The 22,577-nt window shown below is 60.5% G+C and carries 17 protein-coding genes; 14 read left to right on the top strand and 3 right to left on the bottom strand.

Translation table 11 applies throughout. The annotated features are described in order from the left end of the window. Window positions 1-91: 91 nt before the first annotated feature. Window positions 92-1,261, bottom strand: a complete 1,170-nt coding sequence (gene pobA, locus H4I99_RS09520; protein WP_163900460.1) for a 4-hydroxybenzoate 3-monooxygenase — start codon at window positions 1,259-1,261, stop codon at window positions 92-94. 110 nt (window positions 1,262-1,371) lie between these two features. Between pobA and H4I99_RS09515 the strand changes: the two genes are divergently transcribed. From H4I99_RS09515 to H4I99_RS24755, 5 genes are all read left to right on the top strand, one after another. Beyond that, a complete protein-coding gene (locus tag H4I99_RS09515; RefSeq protein WP_163900462.1) occupies window positions 1,372-2,256 on the top strand; it encodes a helix-turn-helix domain-containing protein in 885 nt (294 codons plus the stop codon). Window positions 2,257-2,372: 116 nt separating this feature from the next. Further along, the gene (locus H4I99_RS09510) at window positions 2,373-3,734 is read left to right on the top strand and encodes an NAD(P)-dependent oxidoreductase (protein ID WP_163900465.1); all 1,362 of its coding nucleotides are present in this window, start codon (window positions 2,373-2,375) and stop codon (window positions 3,732-3,734) included. 27 nt (window positions 3,735-3,761) lie between these two features. Then, the gene (preA, locus tag H4I99_RS09505) at window positions 3,762-5,075 is read left to right on the top strand and encodes an NAD-dependent dihydropyrimidine dehydrogenase subunit PreA (RefSeq protein ID WP_163900467.1); all 1,314 of its coding nucleotides are present in this window, start codon (window positions 3,762-3,764) and stop codon (window positions 5,073-5,075) included. Between the two features lie 243 nt (window positions 5,076-5,318). Then, window positions 5,319-8,003, top strand: a complete 2,685-nt coding sequence (locus H4I99_RS09500; RefSeq protein ID WP_163900468.1) for a bifunctional diguanylate cyclase/phosphodiesterase — start codon at window positions 5,319-5,321, stop codon at window positions 8,001-8,003. A gap of 127 nt (window positions 8,004-8,130) precedes the next feature. Continuing rightward, window positions 8,131-9,057, top strand: a complete 927-nt coding sequence (locus tag H4I99_RS24755) for a DMT family transporter (RefSeq protein ID WP_246225616.1) — start codon at window positions 8,131-8,133, stop codon at window positions 9,055-9,057. Here the strand turns inward: H4I99_RS24755 and H4I99_RS09490 are convergent, their stop codons facing one another. After that, window positions 9,058-9,711, bottom strand: coding sequence for a TetR family transcriptional regulator C-terminal domain-containing protein (locus H4I99_RS09490; protein ID WP_163900470.1), 654 nt, complete (start codon window positions 9,709-9,711; stop codon window positions 9,058-9,060). 303 nt (window positions 9,712-10,014) lie between these two features. Here H4I99_RS09490 and H4I99_RS09485 point away from each other — a divergent pair, with 303 nt between their 5' ends. The 3 genes from H4I99_RS09485 to H4I99_RS09475 all read left to right on the top strand — a co-directional run bounded on the left by H4I99_RS09485 (window position 10,015) and on the right by H4I99_RS09475 (window position 13,208). Then, on the top strand, window positions 10,015-11,268 hold the full coding sequence (locus H4I99_RS09485) for a Zn-dependent hydrolase (protein ID WP_163900472.1): 1,254 nt from the start codon (window positions 10,015-10,017) through the stop codon (window positions 11,266-11,268). 95 nt (window positions 11,269-11,363) lie between these two features. Beyond that, window positions 11,364-12,818, top strand: a complete 1,455-nt coding sequence (hydA, locus tag H4I99_RS09480; protein WP_163900474.1) for a dihydropyrimidinase — start codon at window positions 11,364-11,366, stop codon at window positions 12,816-12,818. A gap of 57 nt (window positions 12,819-12,875) precedes the next feature. After that, window positions 12,876-13,208, top strand: a complete 333-nt coding sequence (locus tag H4I99_RS09475) for a hypothetical protein (RefSeq protein ID WP_186663271.1) — start codon at window positions 12,876-12,878, stop codon at window positions 13,206-13,208. 2 nt (window positions 13,209-13,210) lie between these two features. Here H4I99_RS09475 and H4I99_RS09470 read toward each other — a convergent pair whose 3' ends face one another. Continuing rightward, entirely contained in the window at window positions 13,211-13,624 is a 414-nt protein-coding gene (locus tag H4I99_RS09470) for a cupin domain-containing protein (RefSeq protein WP_163900476.1), read from the bottom strand. A 124-nt stretch (window positions 13,625-13,748) separates the two neighbouring features. Here H4I99_RS09470 and H4I99_RS09465 point away from each other — a divergent pair, with 124 nt between their 5' ends. The 6 genes from H4I99_RS09465 to H4I99_RS09440 all read left to right on the top strand — a co-directional run bounded on the left by H4I99_RS09465 (window position 13,749) and on the right by H4I99_RS09440 (window position 22,207). Next, window positions 13,749-14,537, top strand: a complete 789-nt coding sequence (locus tag H4I99_RS09465) for an ABC transporter ATP-binding protein (protein WP_163900478.1) — start codon at window positions 13,749-13,751, stop codon at window positions 14,535-14,537. A 42-nt stretch (window positions 14,538-14,579) separates the two neighbouring features. Further along, window positions 14,580-15,464, top strand: coding sequence for an ABC transporter permease (locus H4I99_RS09460; protein ID WP_163900480.1), 885 nt, complete (start codon window positions 14,580-14,582; stop codon window positions 15,462-15,464). Further along, window positions 15,461-16,327: an ABC transporter permease gene (locus H4I99_RS09455; protein ID WP_163900482.1), complete on the top strand. Its 867-nt coding sequence runs from the start codon at window positions 15,461-15,463 to the stop codon at window positions 16,325-16,327. The genes H4I99_RS09460 and H4I99_RS09455 overlap by 4 nt, the downstream gene beginning before the upstream one ends. Window positions 16,328-16,346: 19 nt before the next feature. Continuing rightward, window positions 16,347-17,339: an ABC transporter substrate-binding protein gene (locus tag H4I99_RS09450; RefSeq protein ID WP_163900484.1), complete on the top strand. Its 993-nt coding sequence runs from the start codon at window positions 16,347-16,349 to the stop codon at window positions 17,337-17,339. 340 nt (window positions 17,340-17,679) lie between these two features. Continuing rightward, window positions 17,680-18,867 carry an efflux RND transporter periplasmic adaptor subunit gene (locus tag H4I99_RS09445; protein WP_163900486.1) on the top strand — a complete coding sequence of 396 codons (1,188 nt, stop codon included), beginning with the start codon at window positions 17,680-17,682 and terminating at the stop codon, window positions 18,865-18,867. Window positions 18,868-18,880: 13 nt separating this feature from the next. After that, window positions 18,881-22,207 (top strand): efflux RND transporter permease subunit, encoded by a 3,327-nt coding sequence (locus tag H4I99_RS09440; RefSeq protein ID WP_163900487.1) that lies wholly within the window; start codon window positions 18,881-18,883, stop codon window positions 22,205-22,207. The last annotated feature ends 370 nt before the right edge of the window (window positions 22,208-22,577 follow it).

The raw sequence follows: 22,577 nt of genomic DNA, 5'->3' as shown, positions 1-22,577 counted from the left end.
AGTATATACTTGAGGATTTTTATCATATTTTGACGAAAGCAAAACGGCGGAGCCTGAGCCCCGCCGCCCCTGGGAGGAAACAGGCAGTGAATTAGTAAGGCAGGCCGACGTAATTTTCGGCCATGGCCGTCTGCGCGGCATTGGAAGACGAGAGGTAATCGAGTTCCGCTTCCTGCACCTTCTGGCCGAACTCGCCTTCTGCGGGGAACCTGTGCATCAGCGTGGTCATCGACCAGGAGAACCGTTCCGCCTTCCAGATACGGGCAAGCGCACGGGCCGAATAGGCGTCGATGCCGGCAATCGACTTTTCTCCATAGAAGCCCTGCAGCCCCTCGAACAGATAGTGCACGTCGGAAGCCGCGAGATTGAGCCCCTTGGCGCCTGTCGGCGGCACGATATGACCGGCATCGCCAACGAGGAACAGGCGGCCGAAACGCAGCGGCTCAGCCACGAAGGAACGCAGTGGTGCTATGGACTTTTCGATCGAAGACCCCGTGACCATGGCCTCCGCGACATCGACAGGCAAACGACTGCGGATCTCGTCCCAGAACGCGTCGTCCGACCACTCCTCCACCTTGTCGGTGAGCGGCACCTGCACGTAGTAGCGGGAACGGGTCAGGGAGCGCTGCGAGCAGAGCGCAAAGCCGCGCGCATGGTTTGCATAGATCAGTTCGTGGTGCACCGGGGGAACATCGGCAAGGATCCCGAGCCAGCCGAAAGGATAGACCTTCTCGTAATTCTGGATGCCCTTGTCCTGCACCGAAGCACGACAGACGCCATGAAAACCATCGCAACCGGCGATGAAATCGCAATCGATGCGATGCGTTACGCCATCCTTCTCATAAGTGACGTAAGGCTTCTCACCGTCAAAATCATGCGGTGTGACATTGGCGGCATTGTAGACGGTGGCACCGCCATCGGCCTCGCGATGGTCCATCAGATCGCGGGTAAGCTCGGTCTGGCCATAGACCATGACAGACGTGCCGGTAAGATTCTTGAGATTGATGCGGTGACGCCGGCCGGAGAAGGAAAGGTCGAAACCGTCATGCACAAGGCCTTCCTTGTGCATGCGCTCGCCCGCACCCGCCTGATCCATCATCGAAACCATTCCGACTTCGAGAACACCGGCGCGGATGCGGCCGAGAATGTAGTCACGATCGACGCGATCGATGATGACGTTATCGATACCAGCCTTGCCGAGGAGCTGACCGAGAAGCAGCCCGGATGGGCCCGAGCCAATGATGACGACCTGAGTACGCATGGAACTTCCTCCCTGAATTCTTGCGAAATGATAAGCAAGTCACCCTTGCCGACAATGGAATAATCCGGCAAGTTCTTGGACAAATCGAACATATACCCCTCAAGGCCGCCATGAACCGCAGGGTGCCCACCTACAGTCTTTACGGCGAAACGGCAGCGGAAACGCCGGAATTCTGGCTGCATGCTGAATCGATCGCCAGCCGCAGCCAGTTGCATGACTGGGAGATCAGCCGGCACCGTCACGAGCGCCTGTTCCAGATCCTCCACATCCGCAGCGGTGAAGGACAGGCTCTGCTGAACGACCGCTGGCATGACTTCGGCGAGATGACGGTCATCACCGTTCCCGAACGTCACGACCACGGTTTCCGTTTCTCGAATGACGTCGACGGCGCCGTCATGACCATCATGTCGCGACGCTTTCTCTCACGGCTTCCGGCGCAGCCCAGCATGACCGAATGGCTGTCCCGCCCCCGGCTCGCTCCCCTTCCCTCTAATCAACCTGATAGCCAGCTCGTTTCGCAGATGCTGACGAGGGGCGAAAAGGAGATCATGCAGGGTTCGGAGCGCCCGTCGGCCCTGATCGAAAGCCTGCTCAGCACGGCGATCCAGCTTCTCGTCGCCGTCAACGGCGCCAACGCCGCCGCAGCGCTGGCGACAAAGGACGAGCAACGCTTTGCGCAACTCAACGACCTGATCGGCGACGGGTTCCGCAGCCACATGCCGGTCGACGCCTATGCCCGCCGCCTCGGCGTCTCGACGACCCATCTGAACCGTATCACCCGGGCAATTTGCGGCAAGCCGGTGAGCCGCATGATCGCGGAAAGAATCATCTCGGAGGCCAAACGCGATCTGGTCTTCACCTCGATTTCCGTTCAACAGGTGGCAACCGCCCTCGGCTTCGACGATCAGGCCTATTTCAGCCGTTTTTTTACCCGCCACGCCGGCCTTTCGCCGAAGGCCTACCGCGAGCGTGAACGCACCCTCATGGAAGGCTGAATCCCCCGTATCTCAGGCGTTTTGCGTTGCAATTTCTCCGAAATTTTACCGTTTGATAAATTTTTTTTCCTGAGTTACCGTATTCGTAATCGCACCATAAAAAAGAGGGAACTTCGATGCGACGACTGGAACCTGGCCTGAAGGCCGGGCGGCTTGATGCTGCCGATTATGTGAAGAACTTCTCCGACCTCCACCCCCGCCTCGGCGATCACGAAGCGCTGGTTGCCTCCGACCGCTGTTATTTCTGTCATGACGCGCCATGCATGACGGCTTGTCCTACATCCATCGACATTCCGATGTTCATCCGGCAGATCGCCACCGGCAATCCGATCGGTTCGGCAAAGACGATCTTCGACCAGAACATTCTAGGCGGCATGTGCGCGCGCGTCTGTCCCACCGAAACGCTGTGCGAAGAAGCCTGTGTGCGTAACACAGCTGAAGAACGCCCGGTCGAGATCGGTCGTCTGCAGCGATATGCCACGGATATCGCCATTGCCGAGGGACGCCAGTTCTATACGCCGGCGGCTGAGACCTTCAGGAAGATCGCCGTTGTCGGCGCTGGCCCGGCCGGTCTCGCCTGCGCCCACCGTCTGGCGCTGAACGGCCATTTCGTCACCATCTATGACCACAGGGAAAAGGCCGGCGGCCTGAACGAATACGGCATCGCCGCCTACAAGACCACGAACGATTTTGCCCAGACGGAAGTGGATTACGTCCTGTCGATCGGCAATATCGATGTCCTGAACGGCCAGATGCTCGGCCGCGATTTCACGCTGGCTGAACTGCAATCGCAGTATGACGCCGTGTTCCTTGGCATCGGTCTCGGCAACGTCAACATGCTGCACACGCCGGGCGACCAGATCAACGGCGTTCTCGATGCCGTCGAGTTCATCGCCAACCTGCGCGAAGCCGACGACAAGGCCGACGTGCCGGTCGGCCGGAACGTCGTCGTCATCGGCGGCGGCATGACCGCCATCGACGCCGCCATCCAGGCCAAGCTTCTCGGCGCCGAAACGGTCACCATCTGCTATCGTCGCGGCAAGGAACATATGAACGCGTCGGAATTCGAGCAGGATCTCGCGGCATCAAAGGGCGTCACCATCCGCCACTGGCTGCAGCCGAAGGACATCGACCATAAGGGCGGCCATGTCAGCGCCATCACGCTGGAATACACCCATCTCGAAAACGGCCTGATGAAGGGAACCGGCCACACCACCGAGATCGCCACCGACCAGATCCTCGTCGCCATCGGCCAGAAACTCGACACCCTCGGGCTGACCGACTTCAAGACCGAAGGCGGCAAGATCGCCGTCGACGCGGAAGGCCGCACTTCGATCCCCGGCGTCTGGGCCGGTGGTGACTGCGCCTTCGGCGGTCAGGACCTGACGGTTTCCGCCGTCGCCATGGGTCGCGATGCGGCCGAATCCATCAATCGTTCTCTCGCCGCTCTTTCGGCGGGGGCAAGTGCTGTCGCTTGATCCGAAGGACATTGAGAGGAACGAACAATGGCTGATCTCCGCAATAATTTCGTCGGCATCAAATCGCCGAACCCCTTCTGGCTCGCCTCCGCACCGCCGACCGACAAGGCCTACAACGTCGAACGCGCCTTCAAGGCCGGATGGGGCGGCGTGGTCTGGAAGACCCTCGGCTCTGAAGGACCACCGGTCGTCAACGTCAATGGCCCGCGCTATGGCGCGATCTGGGGCGCCGACCGCCGCCTGCTCGGCCTGAACAACATCGAGCTCATCACCGACCGTCCCCTGCAGATCAACCTGCAGGAAATGAAGATGGTGAAGAAGAACTGGCCGGACCGGGCGCTCATCGCCTCGATCATGGTCCCCTGCGTCGAAGAAGAGTGGAAGGCAATCCTGCCGCTCGTCGAGGAAACCGGCGCCGACGGCATCGAGCTCAACTTCGGCTGTCCTCACGGCATGTCCGAGCGCGGCATGGGTGCTGCCGTCGGACAGGTGCCGGAATATATCGAAATGGTCGTGCGCTGGTGCAAGCAGTACTCCCGCATGCCCGTCATCACCAAGCTGACGCCCAATATCACCGACATCCGCAAACCGGCCCGCGCTGCGAAAGCCGGCGGCACGGACGCCGTCTCGCTGATCAACACAATCAACTCCATCGTTTCGGTGGACCTCGACAGCTTCGCCCCGAACCCAACGGTCGGCGGCAAGGGAACCCATGGCGGCTATTGCGGTCCGGCGGTGAAGCCGATCGCGCTCAACATGGTCGCCGAAATCGCCCGTGATCCGGAAACCTACGGTCTTCCGATCTCCGGCATTGGAGGCGTCACCACCTGGCGCGATGCCGCCGAATTCCTCGCGCTCGGCGCCGGCAACGTGCAGGTATGCACAGCGGCCATGACCTACGGCTTCAAGATCGTCCAGGAAATGATCTCGGGCCTCTCCGACTGGATGGATGCCAAGGGGCACCGCAATCTCGACGACATCACCGGCCGCGCCGTACCGAACGTCACGGACTGGCAGTATCTCAACCTCAACTACATCGCCAAGGCCCGTATTGACCAGGATGCCTGCATCAAGTGCGGCCGCTGTCACATCGCCTGTGAAGACACCTCGCACCAGGCAATTACGTCAATGGTGGATGGTGTCAGACATTTCGAAGTCATGGAAGACGAGTGCGTCGGCTGCAACCTTTGCGTCAATGTCTGCCCTGTCGAAAACTGCATCACCATGGTGGGGCTGGAGCCGGGCACGCTGGACCAGCGCACCGGCAAGCCGGTCGACCCGAACTACGCCAATTGGACCACCCATCCGAACAACCCGATGTCTGTGCAGGCTGCCGAATAAGCCCTTTGCTGCATCCGCGATATGGAAGCCCCGGAAACGGGGCTTTTCATTCCCCAAATACAAAATTTGGCGCCCACATAACCCAAGATTGGACTCTCTGGCGTCACACCTTAATCATGGCATTGCCACTTTTGATGGAAGGGATTCAGAAATTCTTCAGGGCTTGCATGCGAATTAACTGATTTACGGGAGTTCAAAAAGCTCCTTCCAATCGGGCAAGTCCATTTGCCGGGGGCGTCGAATATGACGGGCAAAATCAGGAAAACGTCCTGGGTGTCGCCGCGAGTGGCACCGCAATACTATTTTCCTGCGCTCATCGTCGTCATTGCCGTTGCCATCTCCATAATCTACGCCGACAACCAGAAGCGGCGGTTGAACCAGGAAAACCTGCGCACCAGCGTTGCCGAGCAACTCGGCGTCATAAGGGCAAAACTCGAAGGCGATATCAACGCCAACATCCAGCTCATGCAAGGGCTTGCAGCGGTCATGGAAACGGAGCCGGAGATCGACCAGAACCGTTTCTCCTCGCTCGCTTACCGCATTTTTGCAACACCCCACCAACTCAGGAACGTGGTTGCGGCTCCTGACCTTGTGGCCAGGCTGATATATCCGATCTCAGGCAACGAGAAGGTAATCGGGCTCGATTATCGCCGAAACGACGCGCAGCGCAAAGCTGCCTATCAGGCCCGTGATACGGGCCGCTATGTGGTCACGGGACCGGTCGATCTTGTACAGGGCGGCAAGGGTCTGATCGTGCGTTATCCGATTAGCTATGGCAACGGCCAGGGCGGCTATACCTTCTGGGGCCTGCTTTCGGCGGTGATCGACATCGATAAGCTCTACACCGCTGCCGGTCTCGAGAAACCAGGTCTCGATATCAATGTCGCGATTGCCGCAAGAAACGAGGAAAGCACCACAACTGACAGCCCCTTTTTCGGCGATCCGGCGGTCTTCAACGATGCGCCAGTGATGATGACCATCGGCTTCGGCACCGAAAGCTGGCAGATCGCTGCGGTCCCCAAAGGCGGCTGGAATCAGTCATCGGCCGAACTCTGGTTCTTCCGGGCGATCATGATGTTCGTGGGCGTGATGATCATCTCCCCAGTACTGTGGGTCGCGCGATTGCTGCGCGAACGCCAGGCCAACATCGCCGCCCTGCGCCAGCGCGAGGAAGAATTGCGGGCACTTTCTCATCGCCTCGAGATTGCATTGGAGGCATCGAGAATCGGCGTGTGGGAGCTGGACGTCAGCAGTGGCGAGCTCCATTGGGACGCCCGCATGAAACAGCTCTATGGCTGTGACCCGGGCAGGTCAGCCACTTATCACACATGGTGCAACGCACTCCATCCGGACGATCGCGAGGCAGCCGAGCGGGCCTTCACGACCGCGCTGGAGACGGGCAAGGATTTCGTAAACGAGTTTCGAATCCTCACACCGAGCGGTGAAGAACGTCACGTTCGATGCTATGGCACGACCTACCGCGACTCTCGATTCCGAAAGAAGATCGTCGGCGTGAACTGGAACGTGACGGCCGACGTGAGGCTGCAGCATGCTCTGCGCGCCGCCAAGCTGCAGGCTGAGCTGCAGAACCAGCAGCTTGAGCAGGCACGCAAACGCATGGAGCACGCCTCGCTGCACGATGCCCTCACCAACCTTCCGAACCGACGTTATCTCGACCAGTTTCTCGCCGAAATCGATAGCGCTGAGGGACAAGCGAACCCTGTTGTCCTGCATATCGACCTGGACCGTTTCAAGGATATCAACGACACGTTGGGTCATGGCGCCGGTGATGCCATTCTTCGCCACGTCGCGTCCAAGCTGCACGAGAACATCCGCTCCCTCGATTTCGTGGCGCGTATCGGAGGCGACGAGTTCGTCGTCGTATGCCCCGATTCGATGAACGACAAGGACTACACGGACCTCGCCCGCCGACTGATCGACGCCCTCAACACCCCGATCACCTACGATGGCCACGAATGCCGGGTCGGCGCATCTATCGGGGTCGCAACCAGACTTGACCCCAGCATTCCTGCCGAGCAACTGCTGATCAATGCCGACATCGCGCTTTACGAAGCCAAGCGTCTTGGCCGCAACCGGGTCGAACGTTATACGGACACTCTGAAGTCTCTGACGATCAACACCAAGATGACCGCCGATGCGATCCTGAGGTCCCTCGAACAGAACGGCTTCATCCCGTACTTCCAGCCTCAGTTCGACGCTCATACGTTGGAAATCACCGGCGTTGAAGCGTTGGCCAGATGGGATCATCCGCAACAGGGTATTCTCGGCCCCGCTGCATTCCTCAAGATCGCCGAAAACCTCAACGTGGTATCGCAAATCGACGCTGCCATCCTCGATCAGGCGCTGCTGCAACTGACACGCTGGCGCGCGGCGGATCTCAACATCCGCAAGGTGTCGGTAAACATTTCCGCCCAGAGACTGTTCGATGAAGCTTTGATACAGCGGCTCGACACGCTCGACCTCGCCCCCGGCAGCCTGTCGTTCGAACTCCTCGAATCCATCTCCTTCGACGACAAGGGCGCGAGCGTCACCGAGAGCATCGAGCGGATCAAGGCCCACGGAATCGATATCGAGATAGACGATTTCGGCACCGGCTATGCCTCGATCCTGAGCCTCCTCAAGCTGTCGCCCCGCCGGCTGAAGATCGACCGGCAACTGACCGCTCCCATTATTTCTTCCGCAGCGCAGCGACGCCTCATCAGCTCCATCGTCGATATCGGCCGCTCGCTCGGCATCGAAATCGTCGCGGAAGGCGTTGAGACCATGCAGCATGCGGCCATTCTGCGTGATCTCGGCTGCCAGACTCTGCAAGGCTATGCACTGGCCCGCCCGATGGATGCCACAAGCTTCCTCGATTTCGCCCGCGGCAGGCACTGGCTTGCCGATAAGGCTGCCGAAGCCATATGACAGGGAACGCGGTGCCGGAGCGCTGAGGGGAACTTGTGTTCGCGTTCTTAAGTAAGCCCTTCTCTTCCCCGCCCCTCTCGTGCTACCCCCGCGCCAGTTCCCGCCCGCCGAGCAAGCAGAATATATCGTGACTGAAAGCAGCACCACACCGAGCCGCCACAACATCCATGCTACGGGACGGGAGAAGCTCAAGGCGCACCTCGCAGTCCTGCTCTTCTCGATACTGATCGCTGGCTCCTTCTCCTTCGGCGGAATAGCAACGCAACTCATCGATCCGATTGCTCTGCAGGCCCTGCGCTACGCCCTGACAGTCCTGCTCATCGGGCTACTCTGCTTCAAGATGGGCTTGTCCTTGCAATGGCCGAAGGAGCCATGGCGCTTCGCCATTCTCGGCGCGCTGATGGCGGTCTACATGGTTACGATGTTCATCGCCTTGCAGTTCACCAAACCTGTCGCGACGGGAGCGATCTTTACGCTTATGCCGCTGCTGAGCGCCGGTTTCGGCTGGCTGCTGATGCGTCAACGAACGCGGCCAGGTGTCTTTCTGAGCCTGCTGATCGCGGCAACCGGAGCGATCTGGGTGATCTTTCGCGGCGACATCAATGCGCTGATGGCCTTCGATGTCGGCCGCGGCGAGATGATCTTTTTCATCGGAGTTCTATGTCACGCGGCCTATGTTCCTCTGCTGCGGCTGTTCAATCGTAAGGAGCCGCCGCTGACCTTCGTCTTCTGGGCCGCCGCCGCAACCTTCCTCTTCATCACGATCCCAGCTACACCCCGCCTCCCCCAAGTCGATCTGCTGCACCTGCCGTCCATCGTCTGGCTGGCGATCGTCTACCTCTCCGTCATCACGACGGCGCTCACCTTCTTCCTGCTCCAATATGCGTCGATGCGCCTGCCCGCCCCCAAAGTGCTGGCCTATGGCTATCTCACACCGACTTTCATCATCGTCATCGAGGGATTGATCGGCCATGGCTGGGCCTCGGCACCCGTCTTTCTAGGTGCTTTGGTCACCGCCTGCGGCCTGCTGGTGATGGCATTGCTGCCGGATTGATCAGCCGCCTGCGGAAGGTTCGGGAATAAGACCCCGAATGAACAGCATTTCGAGGAAGGCCGCCGCCTCATCGAAGCGGTTCATCGTCTTGCGGCCGCTGCCGAGCACCGCCCTAACCTGCACATCGAAATCCGCATAGTGCTGCGTGGTCGACCAGATCGAGAAAATCAGATGGTAAGGATCGCATTCCCGCACCTTGCCAGCCCCGATCCACGAACGGATCACCCCGGCCTTCTCGTCCACCAGTTCCTTGAGAGGACCTCTCAGGACGTCCTCGATATGCGGCGCGCCGGCCAGCACCTCGTTTGCAAACAGGCGGCTCTCGCGCGGGAAGTCCCGGGCCATTTCCAGCTTGCGGCGGATATAGGAACGGATCTCCTGTTCGGGATCGCCCTCGGCATCAAAGACCTTGAGCGGCTCCAGCCAGTTTTCAAGCACCCGGTCGATCAGCGCCCGGTGCATCGCTTCCTTGGTGCGAAAATAATAGAGCAGGTTCGGCTTCGACATGCCGGCGACCTCGGCAATCTGGTCGATGGTCGAGCCGCGGAAGCCGCTTCGCGAAAAAACATTCAGCGCAGCCTCAAGAATCTGTTCTTCCTTTTCCTCCTGGATGCGCGTCCGCCGCTGTGTCTTCGCCGCCCTCGGTATTGCCATCTGTCGTCTTGTCCCATTCCCCCGGATCGTCACTAAGACATTGATCTTTATCAGGATTGATCCTGCTCATTTTTCGAGCAACTGCCTGCTATTTTGTCTCGTATTTTTCGTGTTTTCCGTCTTGAGTGCGGCGATGGAAGTTGTAATGTTTACCAGTCGGTCAAATTATTGGTCAGGTGCCGAATAAAGGCAATCACCAATCCGAATGTCGAAAGAATCATAAAATATCGGCATGCGGTGATCGGGGGAATATTGGGGCATGCGATTTGCATGCTCATACGAAAAACTGGTGAGGATTTTGAAATGACGGCAGCACCCGGCGAGAACTTGCGCGTGAACGGCGATCGCCTGTGGGATTCACTCATGGACATGGCGAAGATCGGCCCCGGTATTGCCGGCGGCAACAATCGTCAGACCCTGACCGACGCAGATGCCGAGGGACGCTCCCTCTTCAAGAAGTGGTGCGACGCCGCCGGTATGACCATGGGCGTCGACAAGATGGGCACCATGTTCGCCACCCGGCCAGGCACCGATCCGGATGCTCTTCCCGTTTATGTCGGCTCGCACCTCGATACCCAGCCGACCGGCGGCAAGTATGACGGCGTGCTTGGCGTTCTCGCGGCGCTCGAAGTGGTCCGCTCGATGAACGACCTCGGAATCAGAACGAAACATCCGATCGTCGTTACCAACTGGGCAAACGAGGAAGGCGCGCGCTTTGCCCCGGCCATGCTCGCCTCAGGCGTCTTCGCCGGTGCCCTTTCGCTCGATTACGCTTATGGCCGCAGGGATCCCGAGGGCAAGACCTATGGCGACGAGCTGAAGCGCATCGGCTGGCTCGGCGACGAGGAAGTCGGCGCCCGCAAGATGCACGCCTATTTCGAATATCACATCGAACAGGGCCCGATCCTCGAGGCGGAAGAAAAGCAGATCGGCGTCGTCACCCACTGTCAGGGCTTGTGGTGGCTGGAATTCACGCTGACCGGCAAGGAAGCCCACACGGGCTCCACCCCGATGAACATGCGCGTCAATGCCGGCCTCGCCATGAGCCGTATCGTCGAGATGGTGCAGGCAGTTGCCATGGAAAACCAGCCGGGCGCCGTGGGCGGCGTCGGCCAGGTGTTCTTCTCGCCGAACTCCCGCAACGTGCTACCGGGCAAGGTCGTATTTACGGTCGACATCCGCACGCCTGACCTCGCCAAGCTCAACGCCATGCGGGCAAAGATCGAGGCCGAGGCGGCCAAGATCTGCGAAGCAATCGGCGTGGGCTGCTCGGTCGAGGCGGTCGGTCATTTCGACCCCGTCACCTTCGATCCGGTGCTGGTCGATCGCGTACGCAACGCCGCCGAGCGGCTGGGCTACAGCCACATGAACATCATCTCCGGCGCCGGCCATGACGCCTGCTGGACGGCCAAGGTTGCGCCGACCACAATGATCATGTGCCCCTGCGTCGACGGCCTTTCCCATAACGAGGCCGAGGAAATCTCGAAGGACTGGGCCGCCGCCGGCTGCGACGTGCTGTTCCATGCCGTCATCGAGACCGCCGAGATTGTGGCCTAGGCTGCGCCGCATCTCGCGCAGCCTCAAGCTTCCGGCCGTCGGCAGAAAGCAGGTCGACGGTCCATTCCAGAATATAAAACAGGGAACAGGGACCAATGAGCACAGTCATCAAGGGCGGCACGGTCGTTACCGCCGATCTCACCTACAAGGCTGACGTCAGGATCGAAGGCGGCGTGATCGTCGAGATCGGCCCGAACCTTGCTGGCGACGAGGTTCTGGATGCGGCCGGCTGCTATGTCATGCCGGGCGGCATCGATCCGCACGTCCACCTCGAAATGCCGTTCATGGGCACCTACTCCGCTGACGATTTCGAAAGCGGCACCCGCGCCGGTCTCGCCGGCGGCACCACCATGGTGGTCGATTTCTGTCTGCCCGATCCGGGCCAGTCGCTCCTCGACGCCTTGAAGCGCTGGGACAACAAGTCCACCAGGGCCAATGCCGACTATTCCTTCCACATGGCGGTGACGTGGTGGGACAAGCAGGTCTTCGAGGAGATGGAAACCGTCGTCCGCGAAAAGGGCATCAACACCTTCAAGCACTTCATGGCCTACAAGGGCGCGCTGATGGTGAACGACGACGAGATGTTCGCCTCCTTCTCGCGCTGCGCCGAACTCGGCGCCCTGCCGCTGGTCCATGCCGAAAACGGCGACATCGTCGCCTCGATGCAGGAAAAGCTGATGGCTGCAGGCAATAACGGCCCGGAAGCCCACGCCTATTCCCGTCCGCCGGAAGTCGAGGGCGAGGCGACCAACCGCGCCATCACCATCGCCGACATGGCCGGTTGCCCGGTCTATATCGTTCACACCTCCTGCGAACAGGCTCACGAAGCCATCCGCCGCGCCCGCCAGAAGGGCATGCGCGTCTATGGCGAACCGCTGATCCAGCATCTGCTGCTCGATGACAGCGAATATTCGAACCCCGACTGGGATCATGCCGCCGCCCGTGTGATGTCCCCGCCCTTCCGCAACAAGCTGCATCAGGACAGCCTCTGGGCCGGCCTGCAGGCGGGATCGCTCTCCTGCGTCGCCACCGACCACTGCTCGTTCACCGTTCAGCAGAAACGCTACGGCGTCGGCGATTTCCGCAAGATCCCGAACGGCACCGGCGGCCTCGAAGACCGCATGCCGCTGCTCTGGAGCTACGGCGTCAACACCGGCCGCCTGACCATGAACGAATTCGTGGCCGTCACCTCCACCAACATCGCCAAGATCCTCAACATCTATCCGAAGAAGGGTGCGATCGTGGTCGGCGCCGATGCGGATATCGTCGTCTGGGATCCGAAGCGCACCAAGACCATTTCGGCAAAGACCCAGCAGTCACCGGTCGAATACAACGTCTTCGAGGGCAAGGAAGTGACCGGCCTGCCGCGCTACACCCTCACCCGCGGCTACGTTGCCATCGAGGAAACGACCGTCAAGACGCGGGAAGGCCACGGCCAGTTCGTATCGCGCGAGCCCTTCCAGGCGGTCAACAAGGCTCTTTCCACCTGGAAAGAACTGGTCGCTCCCCGCAAGGTCGAGCGCACCGGCATCCCGGCGTCTGGCGTCTGATTGATGCGCTGTGCCGGCCTCCTCTTACTGCTGGCTTTACTTGTCTGGACCGCGCCTTTGGGCGCGGCCATCGCTGCCGAGCTGCCGATCAAGGGCAGCTATGGCAACAAGGACGGCTGCGACTACGCGATGACGGGTGAATCTACCGGTTCCGACAATTTCTTCCTGCTGACGTCCGAAGCCGTGACCACCGCTTCGGCCTACTGCACCTTCAAGTCGGTGCACGAGGATGCGGACGATGGCTTCACCGTCACTGCCTCCTGCGAGGAGGAAGGCGGAAACGAGGAACAGGCGCCGTTCGAGATCGATATCGACCGCGCCGGCCCCGACAGTTACGTGCTGAAAATCGACGATGGCTCGACCTGGGGACCGCTGGCCCTATGCAGATAGCCTCAAACCTCTACCAGCGCGTCCAGTTCGGGCAGAAGCACCACGCTTTCCTGCTCGTTCGGATCTGTCCGGGCGATAATCGCCGTGCAGGGCGCGTTGGAAAGGTTGGCCGGAAGATGCGGCACGCCGGCGGGAATGTACATCAGTTCGCCAGCATGCAGGATCACATGATTTTCCAGCCGGTCGCCATACCAGGTGTGGGCAGAGCCGGAGAGGCAGTAGATCGCCGTCTCGTGGCTTTCGTGCAGATGGGCCTTGGCCCGCGCGCCGGGCGGCAGGGTCAGCACGTGCATGCAGATACCTTTGGAGCCGACGGTCTCGGCCGCAATGCCTTCGAAATAGGTCAATCCCTGCTTGCCGTCATAGGTATTGCTCGGCCGGACGATCCGGCAGGTGGGTTTCGATGACGTATCCATGGTCCCGCTCCTCCAAGGCGTTGGGTATCCACGCAAAGTCTCATAGGCCGGCGCCATCCGGCCGTGTCATGATAGCATGCAAGAGGCCTTTTGCCTTTGCAACCAAGCTGATGAGTTCCATTCGATGAACGCTCCATTTTCCGTCGTGTCCGCCAAAAACCTCTGTCTCACCTTCCAGACGGGAGACGGGCCGGTGCACGCGCTCTCCAATGTCGATCTCGAGGTGAAGAAGGGCGACTTCGTCTCCTTCATCGGCCCTTCGGGGTGTGGCAAGACCACCTTTCTCCGCGTCATCGCCGATCTGGAGAAGCACACCAGCGGCGAGATCACCGTCAACGGCATGACACCGGAAAACGCGAGGCTGGATCGCTCCTACGGCTATGTCTTCCAGGCGGCGGCGCTGTATCCATGGCGTACCATCGAGAAGAACATCGCGCTTCCGCTGGAAATCATGGGCTTCTCCGCCGAGGAAAAGAAGAAACGGATCGAACAGACGCTGGAACTCGTCAACCTCACCGGCTTCGGCAAGAAGTTCCCCTGGCAGCTTTCCGGCGGCATGCAGCAGCGCGCCTCGATCGCACGCGCGCTTGCCTTCGACGCCGATTTGCTCCTGATGGACGAACCCTTCGGCGCGCTGGACGAGATCGTCCGAGACCATCTCAACGAACAGCTTCTGAAGCTCTGGGCCGCGACCGACAAGACGATCTGTTTCGTCACCCACTCCATTCCGGAGGCCGTCTATCTCTCCACCAAGATCGTGGTGATGAGCCCCCGCCCCGGCCGCGTGACCGACGTGATCGAATCCACCCTGCCGCGCGAACGCCCGCTGGAAATTCGTGAAACCCCCGAATTCCTCGAAATCGCCCACCGCGTCCGCGAAGGCCTTAAAGCGGGGCACAGCTATGAGGAATAAGGAGCGCCGTTCTCTTTCTCTCTGTTCGGCGGGAGGTCCCGTATGACCTCCCCCTCCCTCTTCAGAGATCGCATCCTTCCGGTCCTTACCGTCATCTTCGCGATCCTCGTCATCTGGCATGTCTTCGTCGTCTATCTCAACGCGCCCTTCGTGCGTGATCAGGCGGCGCGTGACAACGAGACGCTGAGCTTCGGGCAGGTGGTGGAACGCACCTTCGTTCAGGAGCGTCCGGTGCTGCCGGCGCCGCACCAGATTGCCGTCGAGCTGTGGGATACCACCGTCAACAAGGCGATCACCTCGAAGCGCAGCCTCGTCTATCATGCGTGGATCACGCTTTCGGCCACCCTTCTCGGCTTCGCCATCGGCACCGTGCTAGGCATACTGCTGGCCGTCGGCATCGTGCATAACCGGGCGATGGATCGCTCACTGATGCCCTGGGTCATCGCCAGCCAGACGATCCCGATCCTTGCGGTCGCGCCGATGATCATCGTCGTGCTCAATGCGATCGGTGTTTCCGGCGTGCTGCCCAAGGCGCTGATCTCGACCTACCTCTCCTTCTTCCCCATCGTCGTCGGCATGGTGAAGGGGTTGAGAAGCCCTGATACGCTGCTGCTCGACTTGATGCACACTTATAACGCCAGCCAGAACCAGACCTTCTGGAAGCTCCGCTGGCCGGCCTCGATGCCCTACCTCTTCACCTCGCTCAAGGTGGCCATCGCCATCTCGCTGGTGGGCGCCATCGTCGGCGAGCTGCCGACCGGTGCTGTCGCAGGCCTCGGCGCACGCCTGCTCTCCGGCTCCTATTACGGGCAGACCATCCAGATATGGGCGGCGCTGTTCATGGCGGCGGGCCTTGCCGCAGTTCTCGTCGGCATCGTCGGCTTCGCCCATGGCCGCGTCCTGAAACGCATGGGGGTCAAGCCATGAACGGTTATCTGCTTTTCGCGGTCGTCTTCTGGCTTGCGACCTGGGGGCTCAATGAATGGCTAGTGCGGCAGCGCTTCGCCAATCCAGCGCTTCGCCGCATTACCAATACGGCCGTGCCCGTGATCTTCGGCGTCACCCTGCTGGTCATATGGGAATGCGTGGTCCGCGGCTTCTCCATTCCATCGATCCTGCTTCCGGCACCGTCGATGATCTGGACGCGGCTCATCAACTCCATCCCGACGCTCTGGGCAGACTTCCGGCAGACCTTCCTCAAGTCCGTTTTGACCGGTTATGTGCTCGGCTGCGGCCTCGGCTTCATCGTGGCGATCCTGGTCGATCGCTCCCCCTTTCTGCAGAAAGGCCTGCTGCCCATCGGCAATTTCGTCTCCGCGCTACCGGTCGTCGGCGTCGCGCCGATCATGGTCATGTGGTTCGGCTTCGACTGGCAGTCCAAGGTCGCCGTCGTCGTCATCATGACCTTCTTCCCCATGCTGGTGAACACCGTGCAGGGGCTGGGTGCCGCAAGCCACATGGAACGCGACCTGATGCGCACCTATGCGGCAAGCTGGTGGCAGACGCTGACCAAGCTTCGCCTGCCAGCCGCATGGCCGTTCATCTTCAACGCTCTCAAGATCAATTCGACGCTGGCGCTGATCGGCGCCATCGTGGCAGAGTTTTTCGGCACCCCGATTGTCGGCATGGGGTTCCGGATCTCCACGGAAGTGGGGCGCAGCAATGTCGACATGGTCTGGGCCGAGATCGCGGTCGCCGCGCTCGCAGGCTCGATCTTTTATGGGGTGGTGGCGCTGGCAGAACGCGCCGTCACCTTCTGGCATCCGTCTGTCCGCGGTGGACAGGCGTAAAAAAGAAGAGGGAACAACAATGAAATTCAAGATCGCATCCCTGCTGTTGGCAGGCGCCGTCTCGCTGACGGCGATGCAGGCGGCGGCCGCCGACAAGGTGACGCTGCAGCTCAAGTGGGTGACGCAAGCCCAGTTCGCCGGCTACTACGTTGCCAAGGACAAGGGCTTCTATGAAGAAGAAGGCCTCGACGTCGACATCAAGCCCGGCGGCCCGGACATTGCCCCGGCACAGGTTATCGCCGGCGGCGGCGCCGACGTCGTCATCGACTGGATGCCTTCGGCTCTGGCCGTGCGCGAAAAGGGCACCCCGCTCGTCAACATCGCCCAGCCGTTCAAGAAGTCGGGCATGATGCTAACCTGCCTCAAGGAAACCGGCATCACCAAGCCGGACGACTTCAAGGGCAAGACGCTGGGCGTCTGGTTCTTCGGTAACGAATATCCGTTCCTGTCGTGGATGGCGCACCTGAAGATCCCGACCACCGGCGGCGCTGATGGTGTTACCGTCCTGAAGCAGGGCTTCAACGTTGATCCGCTGCTGCAGAAGCAGGCTGCCTGTATCTCGACCATGACCTATAACGAATACTGGCAGGTCATCGACGCCGGCATCAAGCCGGAAGACCTCATTACCTTCAAGTACGAGGATGAAGGCGTCGCTACCCTTGAGGACGGCCTCTATGTTCTGGAAGACAAGCTGAAGGACCCGGCCTTCAAGGAAAAGATGGTCAAGTTCGTCCGCGCTTCGATGAAGGGCTGGAAGTGGGCCGAGGAGCATTCGGACGAAGCCGCAGACATTGTTCTCGAAAACGACGCCTCCGGCGCCCAGACCGAGAAGCACCAGAAGCGCATGATGGGCGAAGTCGCCAAGCTGACAGCCGGTTCCAACGGCGCGCTCGACGAAGCTGACTACAAGCGCACCGTCGCCACCCTGCTCGGCGGCGGTTCCGACCCGGTCATCACCAAGGAGCCGACCGGCGCCTGGACGCATGAAATCACTGACGCCGCGCTGAAATAAGCAGACGCGAGGATCGACAAAAGGAAAGGCGCACGGCCCCGGCCCCTGCGCCTTTTTTTGTTTTCCCGCGTAGCCGGCAGCGGGGCTCAACCTGTGGCATCGCGACCACATTGATTTGCAGGAAACACACGCGTAAATTTTCGCCGCGAAGAAGGTGCTTGTCGCTCTTGTAAGTCGAACGAGCGATACCAACTATGAACCGGTTGTGTAATAGAAGGATTTTCCTCCCGAGGGAGTGGAAACCGGAAGCTGTTCTATTGGCATCTTGACGATTGCCCACGGGAAAACAAGTTTTATTGAATAACTATTGGCGCATTCGTTTGAATGCTGGAAGGAGCCCATGGTTCGCAACAAGGATGCCATCGCAGGACTGCTCGTCTTGTCCGCCCTGTTTGTACCTTATGCCGCGCAGGCGGAGGAAGCGGCCGCATCGGCGCCGCAGCCCAAGATCCCCTCGATCGTCGTGACGAAGGCCGAGGCCCGGCCGCTGGTGGACAGGATCGTTGCGACAGGCACCATCAAGCCGGTGGAAGAGATCTATGTGCAGCCGCTCGTCGAGGGGCTTTCGATCAAGACGCTTGAGGCCGATGTCGGTGACAAGGTGGAAGCCGATGGCGTGGTCGCCCGCCTCAACGACGATGCGCTACGCCTGCAGAAGGGCCAGCTTCAGGCCTCGCGCGCCAAGGCAGAGGCAGCACTTGCTCAGTATCATGCGCAGCTCACCGACGCCAAGACCAATGCCGACGAAGCGGACCGCCAGTTCAAGCGCGCGAAAGCACTCGGCAAATCCGGCACCTTCTCGACTTCTTCCGTGGAGCAGGCTGAATCAGCCGCCACCAGCGCCCGCGCCAAGGTGACGAGCGCCGAACAGGCGATTGCGATTGCCGAAGCCGATATCAAGGTCGTCGACGCTCAGATCGCGGATATAGACCTCAATCTTGCTCGTACGGATGTGAAGAGCCCCTATGCCGGCGTCGTTTCGGTGCGGAACGCCAAGACCGGCGCCATCGCCTCCGGCAGCGGGCAGCCGATGTTCACTATTATCAGGGACGGCCAGATCGAACTCGTCGCAGACGTATCCGAAACCGATATCCTGAAGATGCGCGTCGGCCAGAAGGCGAAGATTACCGTCGCCGGCGGAGCCTCGAGCCTGAACGGCTCGGTCCGCCTGATTTCCCCCATCGTCGATCCGCAGACGCGCCTCGGCGCGGTGCACATCGCCATCGACGATGACAACGGCGCCCGCGCCGGCATGTATGGCAACGCCGAGATCATCGTGGCCGAAGCGAATGCCGTAGCCCTGCCGCTGTCGGCCATCACCACCAGCAAGCATGCGACTACGACCCGCCTGGTCAGGGATGGCGTCATCAAGCAGGTCGACATCGCGACCGGCATCCAGGATGGCGCCTATATCCAGGTCGTCAGCGGCCTGAAGGCAGGCGATGTGGTGGTCGCCAAGGCCGGCGCCTTCGTTCGCGATGGCGACCACATCAACCCGATCAACGACGAAACTGCCGCCTCGAACTGAGAGACAGAGCGCCATGAACTTCTCCGCCTGGGCCATTCGAAATCCCGTAGCGCCGATCCTGGCCTTCTTCCTGCTGATGGTGGTCGGTCTCCAGTCGTTTTTCGCACTGCCGATCACCCGCTTTCCGAATATCGACGTTCCGCTGGTGGCGATCACCGTGACCCAGAGCGGCGCGTCCCCGGCTGAACTCGAGACGCAGGTGACGAAGGAGATCGAGGACGCGGTTGCGAGCATCACCGGGGTCGACGAACTGACTTCGACCGTCACCGACGGGCAGTCGCAGACCATCATCATGTTCCGCATGGAGGTGCCGACCGAACAGGCGGTGCAGGACGTCAAGGACGCCATCGACCGCATTCGCGGCGACCTCCCGGCATCCGTCGACGAGCCGATCGTCGCAAAGATCGACGTCGAGGGAGCGGCTATCCAGACATTCGCGGTTTCCGCGCCCAACATGAGCATCGAGGAACTCTCGTGGTTCGTCGATGACACAGTGAAGCGGGCACTGCAGGGCCAGAGCGGCATTGGCCGTATCGACCGTTACGGCGGCGCCGAGCGCGAAATCCGCGTCGAACTGAACCCGGACCGTCTCGACGCTTTCGGCATCACCGCCGCCGACGTGAACCGTCAGTTGCGTGGCACCAACGTCGATCTCGGCTCAGGCCGCGGTCAGGTGGCCGGTGCCGAACAAGCAATCCGCACATTGGGCGACACCCGCAATGTCGGTACGCTGGCCAACACCACCATCGCGCTGAGCAACGGTCGTTTCGTCAAACTTGCCGACCTCGGCACCATCAAGGACACCTACGAAGAACCGAAATCCTTCTCGCGCTTCAACGGTGAGCCAGTCGTCACCTTCGCCGTCTTCCGTTCCAAGGGCGCCAGCGAAGTAAGCGTCGCGGAAACGGTCTCCACCATCCTTGATCAGGTCCGTGCGGAGAACCCGGGCGTCGATATCAAGCTGATGGACGATTCCGTCTACTTCACCTACGGCAATTACGAAGCGGCCATGCATACCCTGATCGAGGGTGCTGTTCTGGCGGTTATTGTGGTCTTCCTCTTCCTGCGCAACTGGCGCGCAACCCTGATTTCGGCAATCGCCCTGCCGCTCTCCGCCATTCCGACCTTCTGGATCATGGACATGATGGGGTTCTCTCTGAACCTCGTCAGCTTCCTGGCGCTGACGCTGGCGACCGGTATTCTCGTTGACGATGCAATCGTCGAGATCGAGAACATCGCCCGCCACATCAAAATGGGCAAGACGCCGTATCGAGCGGCCATCGAGGCGGCCGACGAAATCGGCCTTGCCGTTATCGCCACCACGTTCACCATCATCGCAGTGTTCGTGCCGGTATCCTTCATGCCGGGTATTCCGGGCCAGTACTTCATCCAGTTCGGCCTGACCGTCGCCTTCTCTGTCTTTTTCTCGCTGATGGTCGCGCGTCTCATCACGCCGCTGATGGCCGCCTACCTGATGCGCGCCGAAGACGCGATGGACGACCATCACGACAACGACAGCGCCTTCATGAAGGGCTATACGCGGCTGGTACGCGCCACCACGAGCCACTGGTATGCGCGCTACCTGACGCTTATCGGCGCCTTTGCCTTCCTCGTCGCCTCGATTGCGCTGCTGGCGCAGGTTCCCGGCTCCTTCCTTCCGCCGGAAGACGCCGGTCGTATAGTGCTGTCCATCGAACTGCCACCGAATGCGACGCTCGATGAAACCGAAAGCAAGACCGAAGCGATCTATGCAGCGACCAAGGATCTCGAGGGCGTGGAAAGCGTCTTCATCCTTGGCGGCGCCTCGCCCAAGGGCGATATGGAGCTTCGTCGCGCCAGCGTGACGCTCAACCTCGTCCGCATCGAGCATTCGCTGCTGAAGACATTGGTCAACAAGGGACTGGGCGGCATTCCCGTCATCGGCCCCTATCTGCCCAAGATGACCATTGAAGGTCGCACACGGCCGCAATGGGATATCGAGAAGGAGGCATTCGAAAAGCTCCGACCAATCCCCGATATCCGCGTGTCCAAGCTGAACGACCGTGGTGAACGCGACCTTTCGTTCAACTTCCTCTCCAAGAATGCGGACGAACTGAACGAGGCCGCCGCGATCCTCGAAGCCAAGCTTCGCACGGTGCCGGAACTTGCCAATGTCAGCTCCGACGGCGCCCTGCCCCGTCCGGAACTCCAGATCCGTCCGCGCGCAGATGAAGCAGCACGGCTCGGAGTAACTGCGCAGCAGATCTCGGAGACCGTCCGCGTGGCCACCATCGGCGATGTCGACTCGGCCCTCACCAAGATCTCGCTCGACGACCGCCTCATCCCGATCCGGGTCCAGGCCTCTCTCGACCTTAGAACCGATCTCGCCGCCATCCGCGCCCTCAAGGTGCAGACCGCAGGCGGTGCGACTGTTCCGCTGTCGAGCGTCGCCGATATCGACTATTCGGAAGGCGTCAGCGCCATCGAGCGCAACAACCGCAACCGCGTGGTTTCCATTGGTGCCGACCTGCCACAGGGCGTCGCCCTCGACACGGCGTCGGCAGCCTTCCGCGCCGCTGTCGATTCGACCCGGATCCCGGCCTCGGTGAAGCTTGCTGAAAGCGGCGATACCAAGGTCCAGCGGGAAATGCAGCAGAGCTTCGTCAACGCGATGCTGCTCGGCCTGCTTCTGGTGCTGACCGTGCTGATCCTGCTGTTCAAGGATGTCATCCAGCCGTTCACGATCCTGCTGTCGCTGCCGCTGGCCATCGGCGGCGTGGCGGTGGCGCTGATCATTACCAACAACCCGCTATCGATGCCGGTCCTGATCGGTATCCTCATGCTGATGGGTATCGTCACCAAGAACGCCATCCTGCTGGTCGATTTCGCTATCGAGATGCGCCACAAGGGCATGCAGCGGGTGGAAGCCATGGTAGAGGCCGGTCGCAAGCGCGCCCGCCCGATCATCATGACCTCCATCGCCATGTCCGCCGGCATGCTGCCGTCCGCCATGGGCGTTGGCGAAGGCGGTTCATTCCGTGCACCTATGGCAATCGCCGTGATCGGCGGCATTATCGTGTCGACGGCACTCAGCCTGCTGGTCGTTCCGGCATTCTTCCTGATTCTCGACGATCTCTCGCACCTGCTCGGCTGGATGTTCGGCAGACTCGTCGGAAAGAAGGAAGAGGAGACCATCCCGCTCTCGGCCGAGGAGCTGACCGAAATGGCCAGAGAGAACAACGAGACGCTCGAAAGCCTCAAGAAGCGCCTTGCAGCCGTCGAAAAGCAGGCTCCCGGCGCGTCCCGCAAGGAAGAGAGCGGCGGCAAGATCATCAATCTTCCACCGCTCGCCGCCGAGTAAAACCAGCAAGTATACGCATCAAACCGGGCCTCTGAGCCCGGTTTTTTCGTGTTTTATGGTGGTTATGAAGAAAATCTGACACACCCAGCCAGATCGGTTGATCGAAATCAAATCAACCTTGTTCGACCTTCCCTATCCTTTTTTCTGCTGAGGAATGAGTAACGACTGAAGGTTGCTTCCCAGATGGAAATGATGTTGCTGAACACATTTTCGTGGGAGGTCGCCGTTATCGCCGGGTTTCCGGCGGTCTGCGATTTTCCGGCATCGGAGAGTGGTTGCCGCCAGCTGGAGGAAGCGGAGCGGCCTGCCTTTTCGAAGCTGTGGGGAAGCGTCTTCTCGTTACTGGGGATTGGCCACCGCGCTCCGCAAG

The sequence above is a fragment of the Paenirhizobium daejeonense genome (assembly GCF_014280875.1).
In the GTDB taxonomy this organism is placed as follows: domain Bacteria; phylum Pseudomonadota; class Alphaproteobacteria; order Rhizobiales; family Rhizobiaceae; genus Allorhizobium; species Allorhizobium daejeonense.
This window is presented reverse-complemented; position numbering and strand designations above follow the sequence as displayed.

What these genes read in the sequence shown, in the direction of transcription:
- H4I99_RS09460 (WP_163900480.1), top strand. Translation starts at nt 14,580, where the DNA reads ATGACCTCCCCCTCCCTCTTCAGAGATCGCATCCTTCCGGTCCTTACC.
- H4I99_RS09465 (WP_163900478.1), top strand. Translation starts at nt 13,749, where the DNA reads ATGAACGCTCCATTTTCCGTCGTGTCCGCCAAAAACCTCTGTCTCACC.
- H4I99_RS09500 (WP_163900468.1), top strand. Translation starts at nt 5,319, where the DNA reads ATGACGGGCAAAATCAGGAAAACGTCCTGGGTGTCGCCGCGAGTGGCA.
- H4I99_RS09515 (WP_163900462.1), top strand. Translation starts at nt 1,372, where the DNA reads ATGAACCGCAGGGTGCCCACCTACAGTCTTTACGGCGAAACGGCAGCG.
- hydA (WP_163900474.1), top strand. Translation starts at nt 11,364, where the DNA reads ATGAGCACAGTCATCAAGGGCGGCACGGTCGTTACCGCCGATCTCACC.
- H4I99_RS09450 (WP_163900484.1), top strand. Translation starts at nt 16,347, where the DNA reads ATGAAATTCAAGATCGCATCCCTGCTGTTGGCAGGCGCCGTCTCGCTG.
- H4I99_RS09490 (WP_163900470.1), bottom strand. Translation starts at nt 9,711, where the DNA reads ATGGCAATACCGAGGGCGGCGAAGACACAGCGGCGGACGCGCATCCAG.
- H4I99_RS09440 (WP_163900487.1), top strand. Translation starts at nt 18,881, where the DNA reads ATGAACTTCTCCGCCTGGGCCATTCGAAATCCCGTAGCGCCGATCCTG.
- pobA (WP_163900460.1), bottom strand. Translation starts at nt 1,261, where the DNA reads ATGCGTACTCAGGTCGTCATCATTGGCTCGGGCCCATCCGGGCTGCTT.
- H4I99_RS09485 (WP_163900472.1), top strand. Translation starts at nt 10,015, where the DNA reads ATGACGGCAGCACCCGGCGAGAACTTGCGCGTGAACGGCGATCGCCTG.
- H4I99_RS09455 (WP_163900482.1), top strand. Translation starts at nt 15,461, where the DNA reads ATGAACGGTTATCTGCTTTTCGCGGTCGTCTTCTGGCTTGCGACCTGG.
- H4I99_RS09470 (WP_163900476.1), bottom strand. Translation starts at nt 13,624, where the DNA reads ATGGATACGTCATCGAAACCCACCTGCCGGATCGTCCGGCCGAGCAAT.
- H4I99_RS09445 (WP_163900486.1), top strand. Translation starts at nt 17,680, where the DNA reads ATGGTTCGCAACAAGGATGCCATCGCAGGACTGCTCGTCTTGTCCGCC.
- preA (WP_163900467.1), top strand. Translation starts at nt 3,762, where the DNA reads ATGGCTGATCTCCGCAATAATTTCGTCGGCATCAAATCGCCGAACCCC.
- H4I99_RS09510 (WP_163900465.1), top strand. Translation starts at nt 2,373, where the DNA reads ATGCGACGACTGGAACCTGGCCTGAAGGCCGGGCGGCTTGATGCTGCC.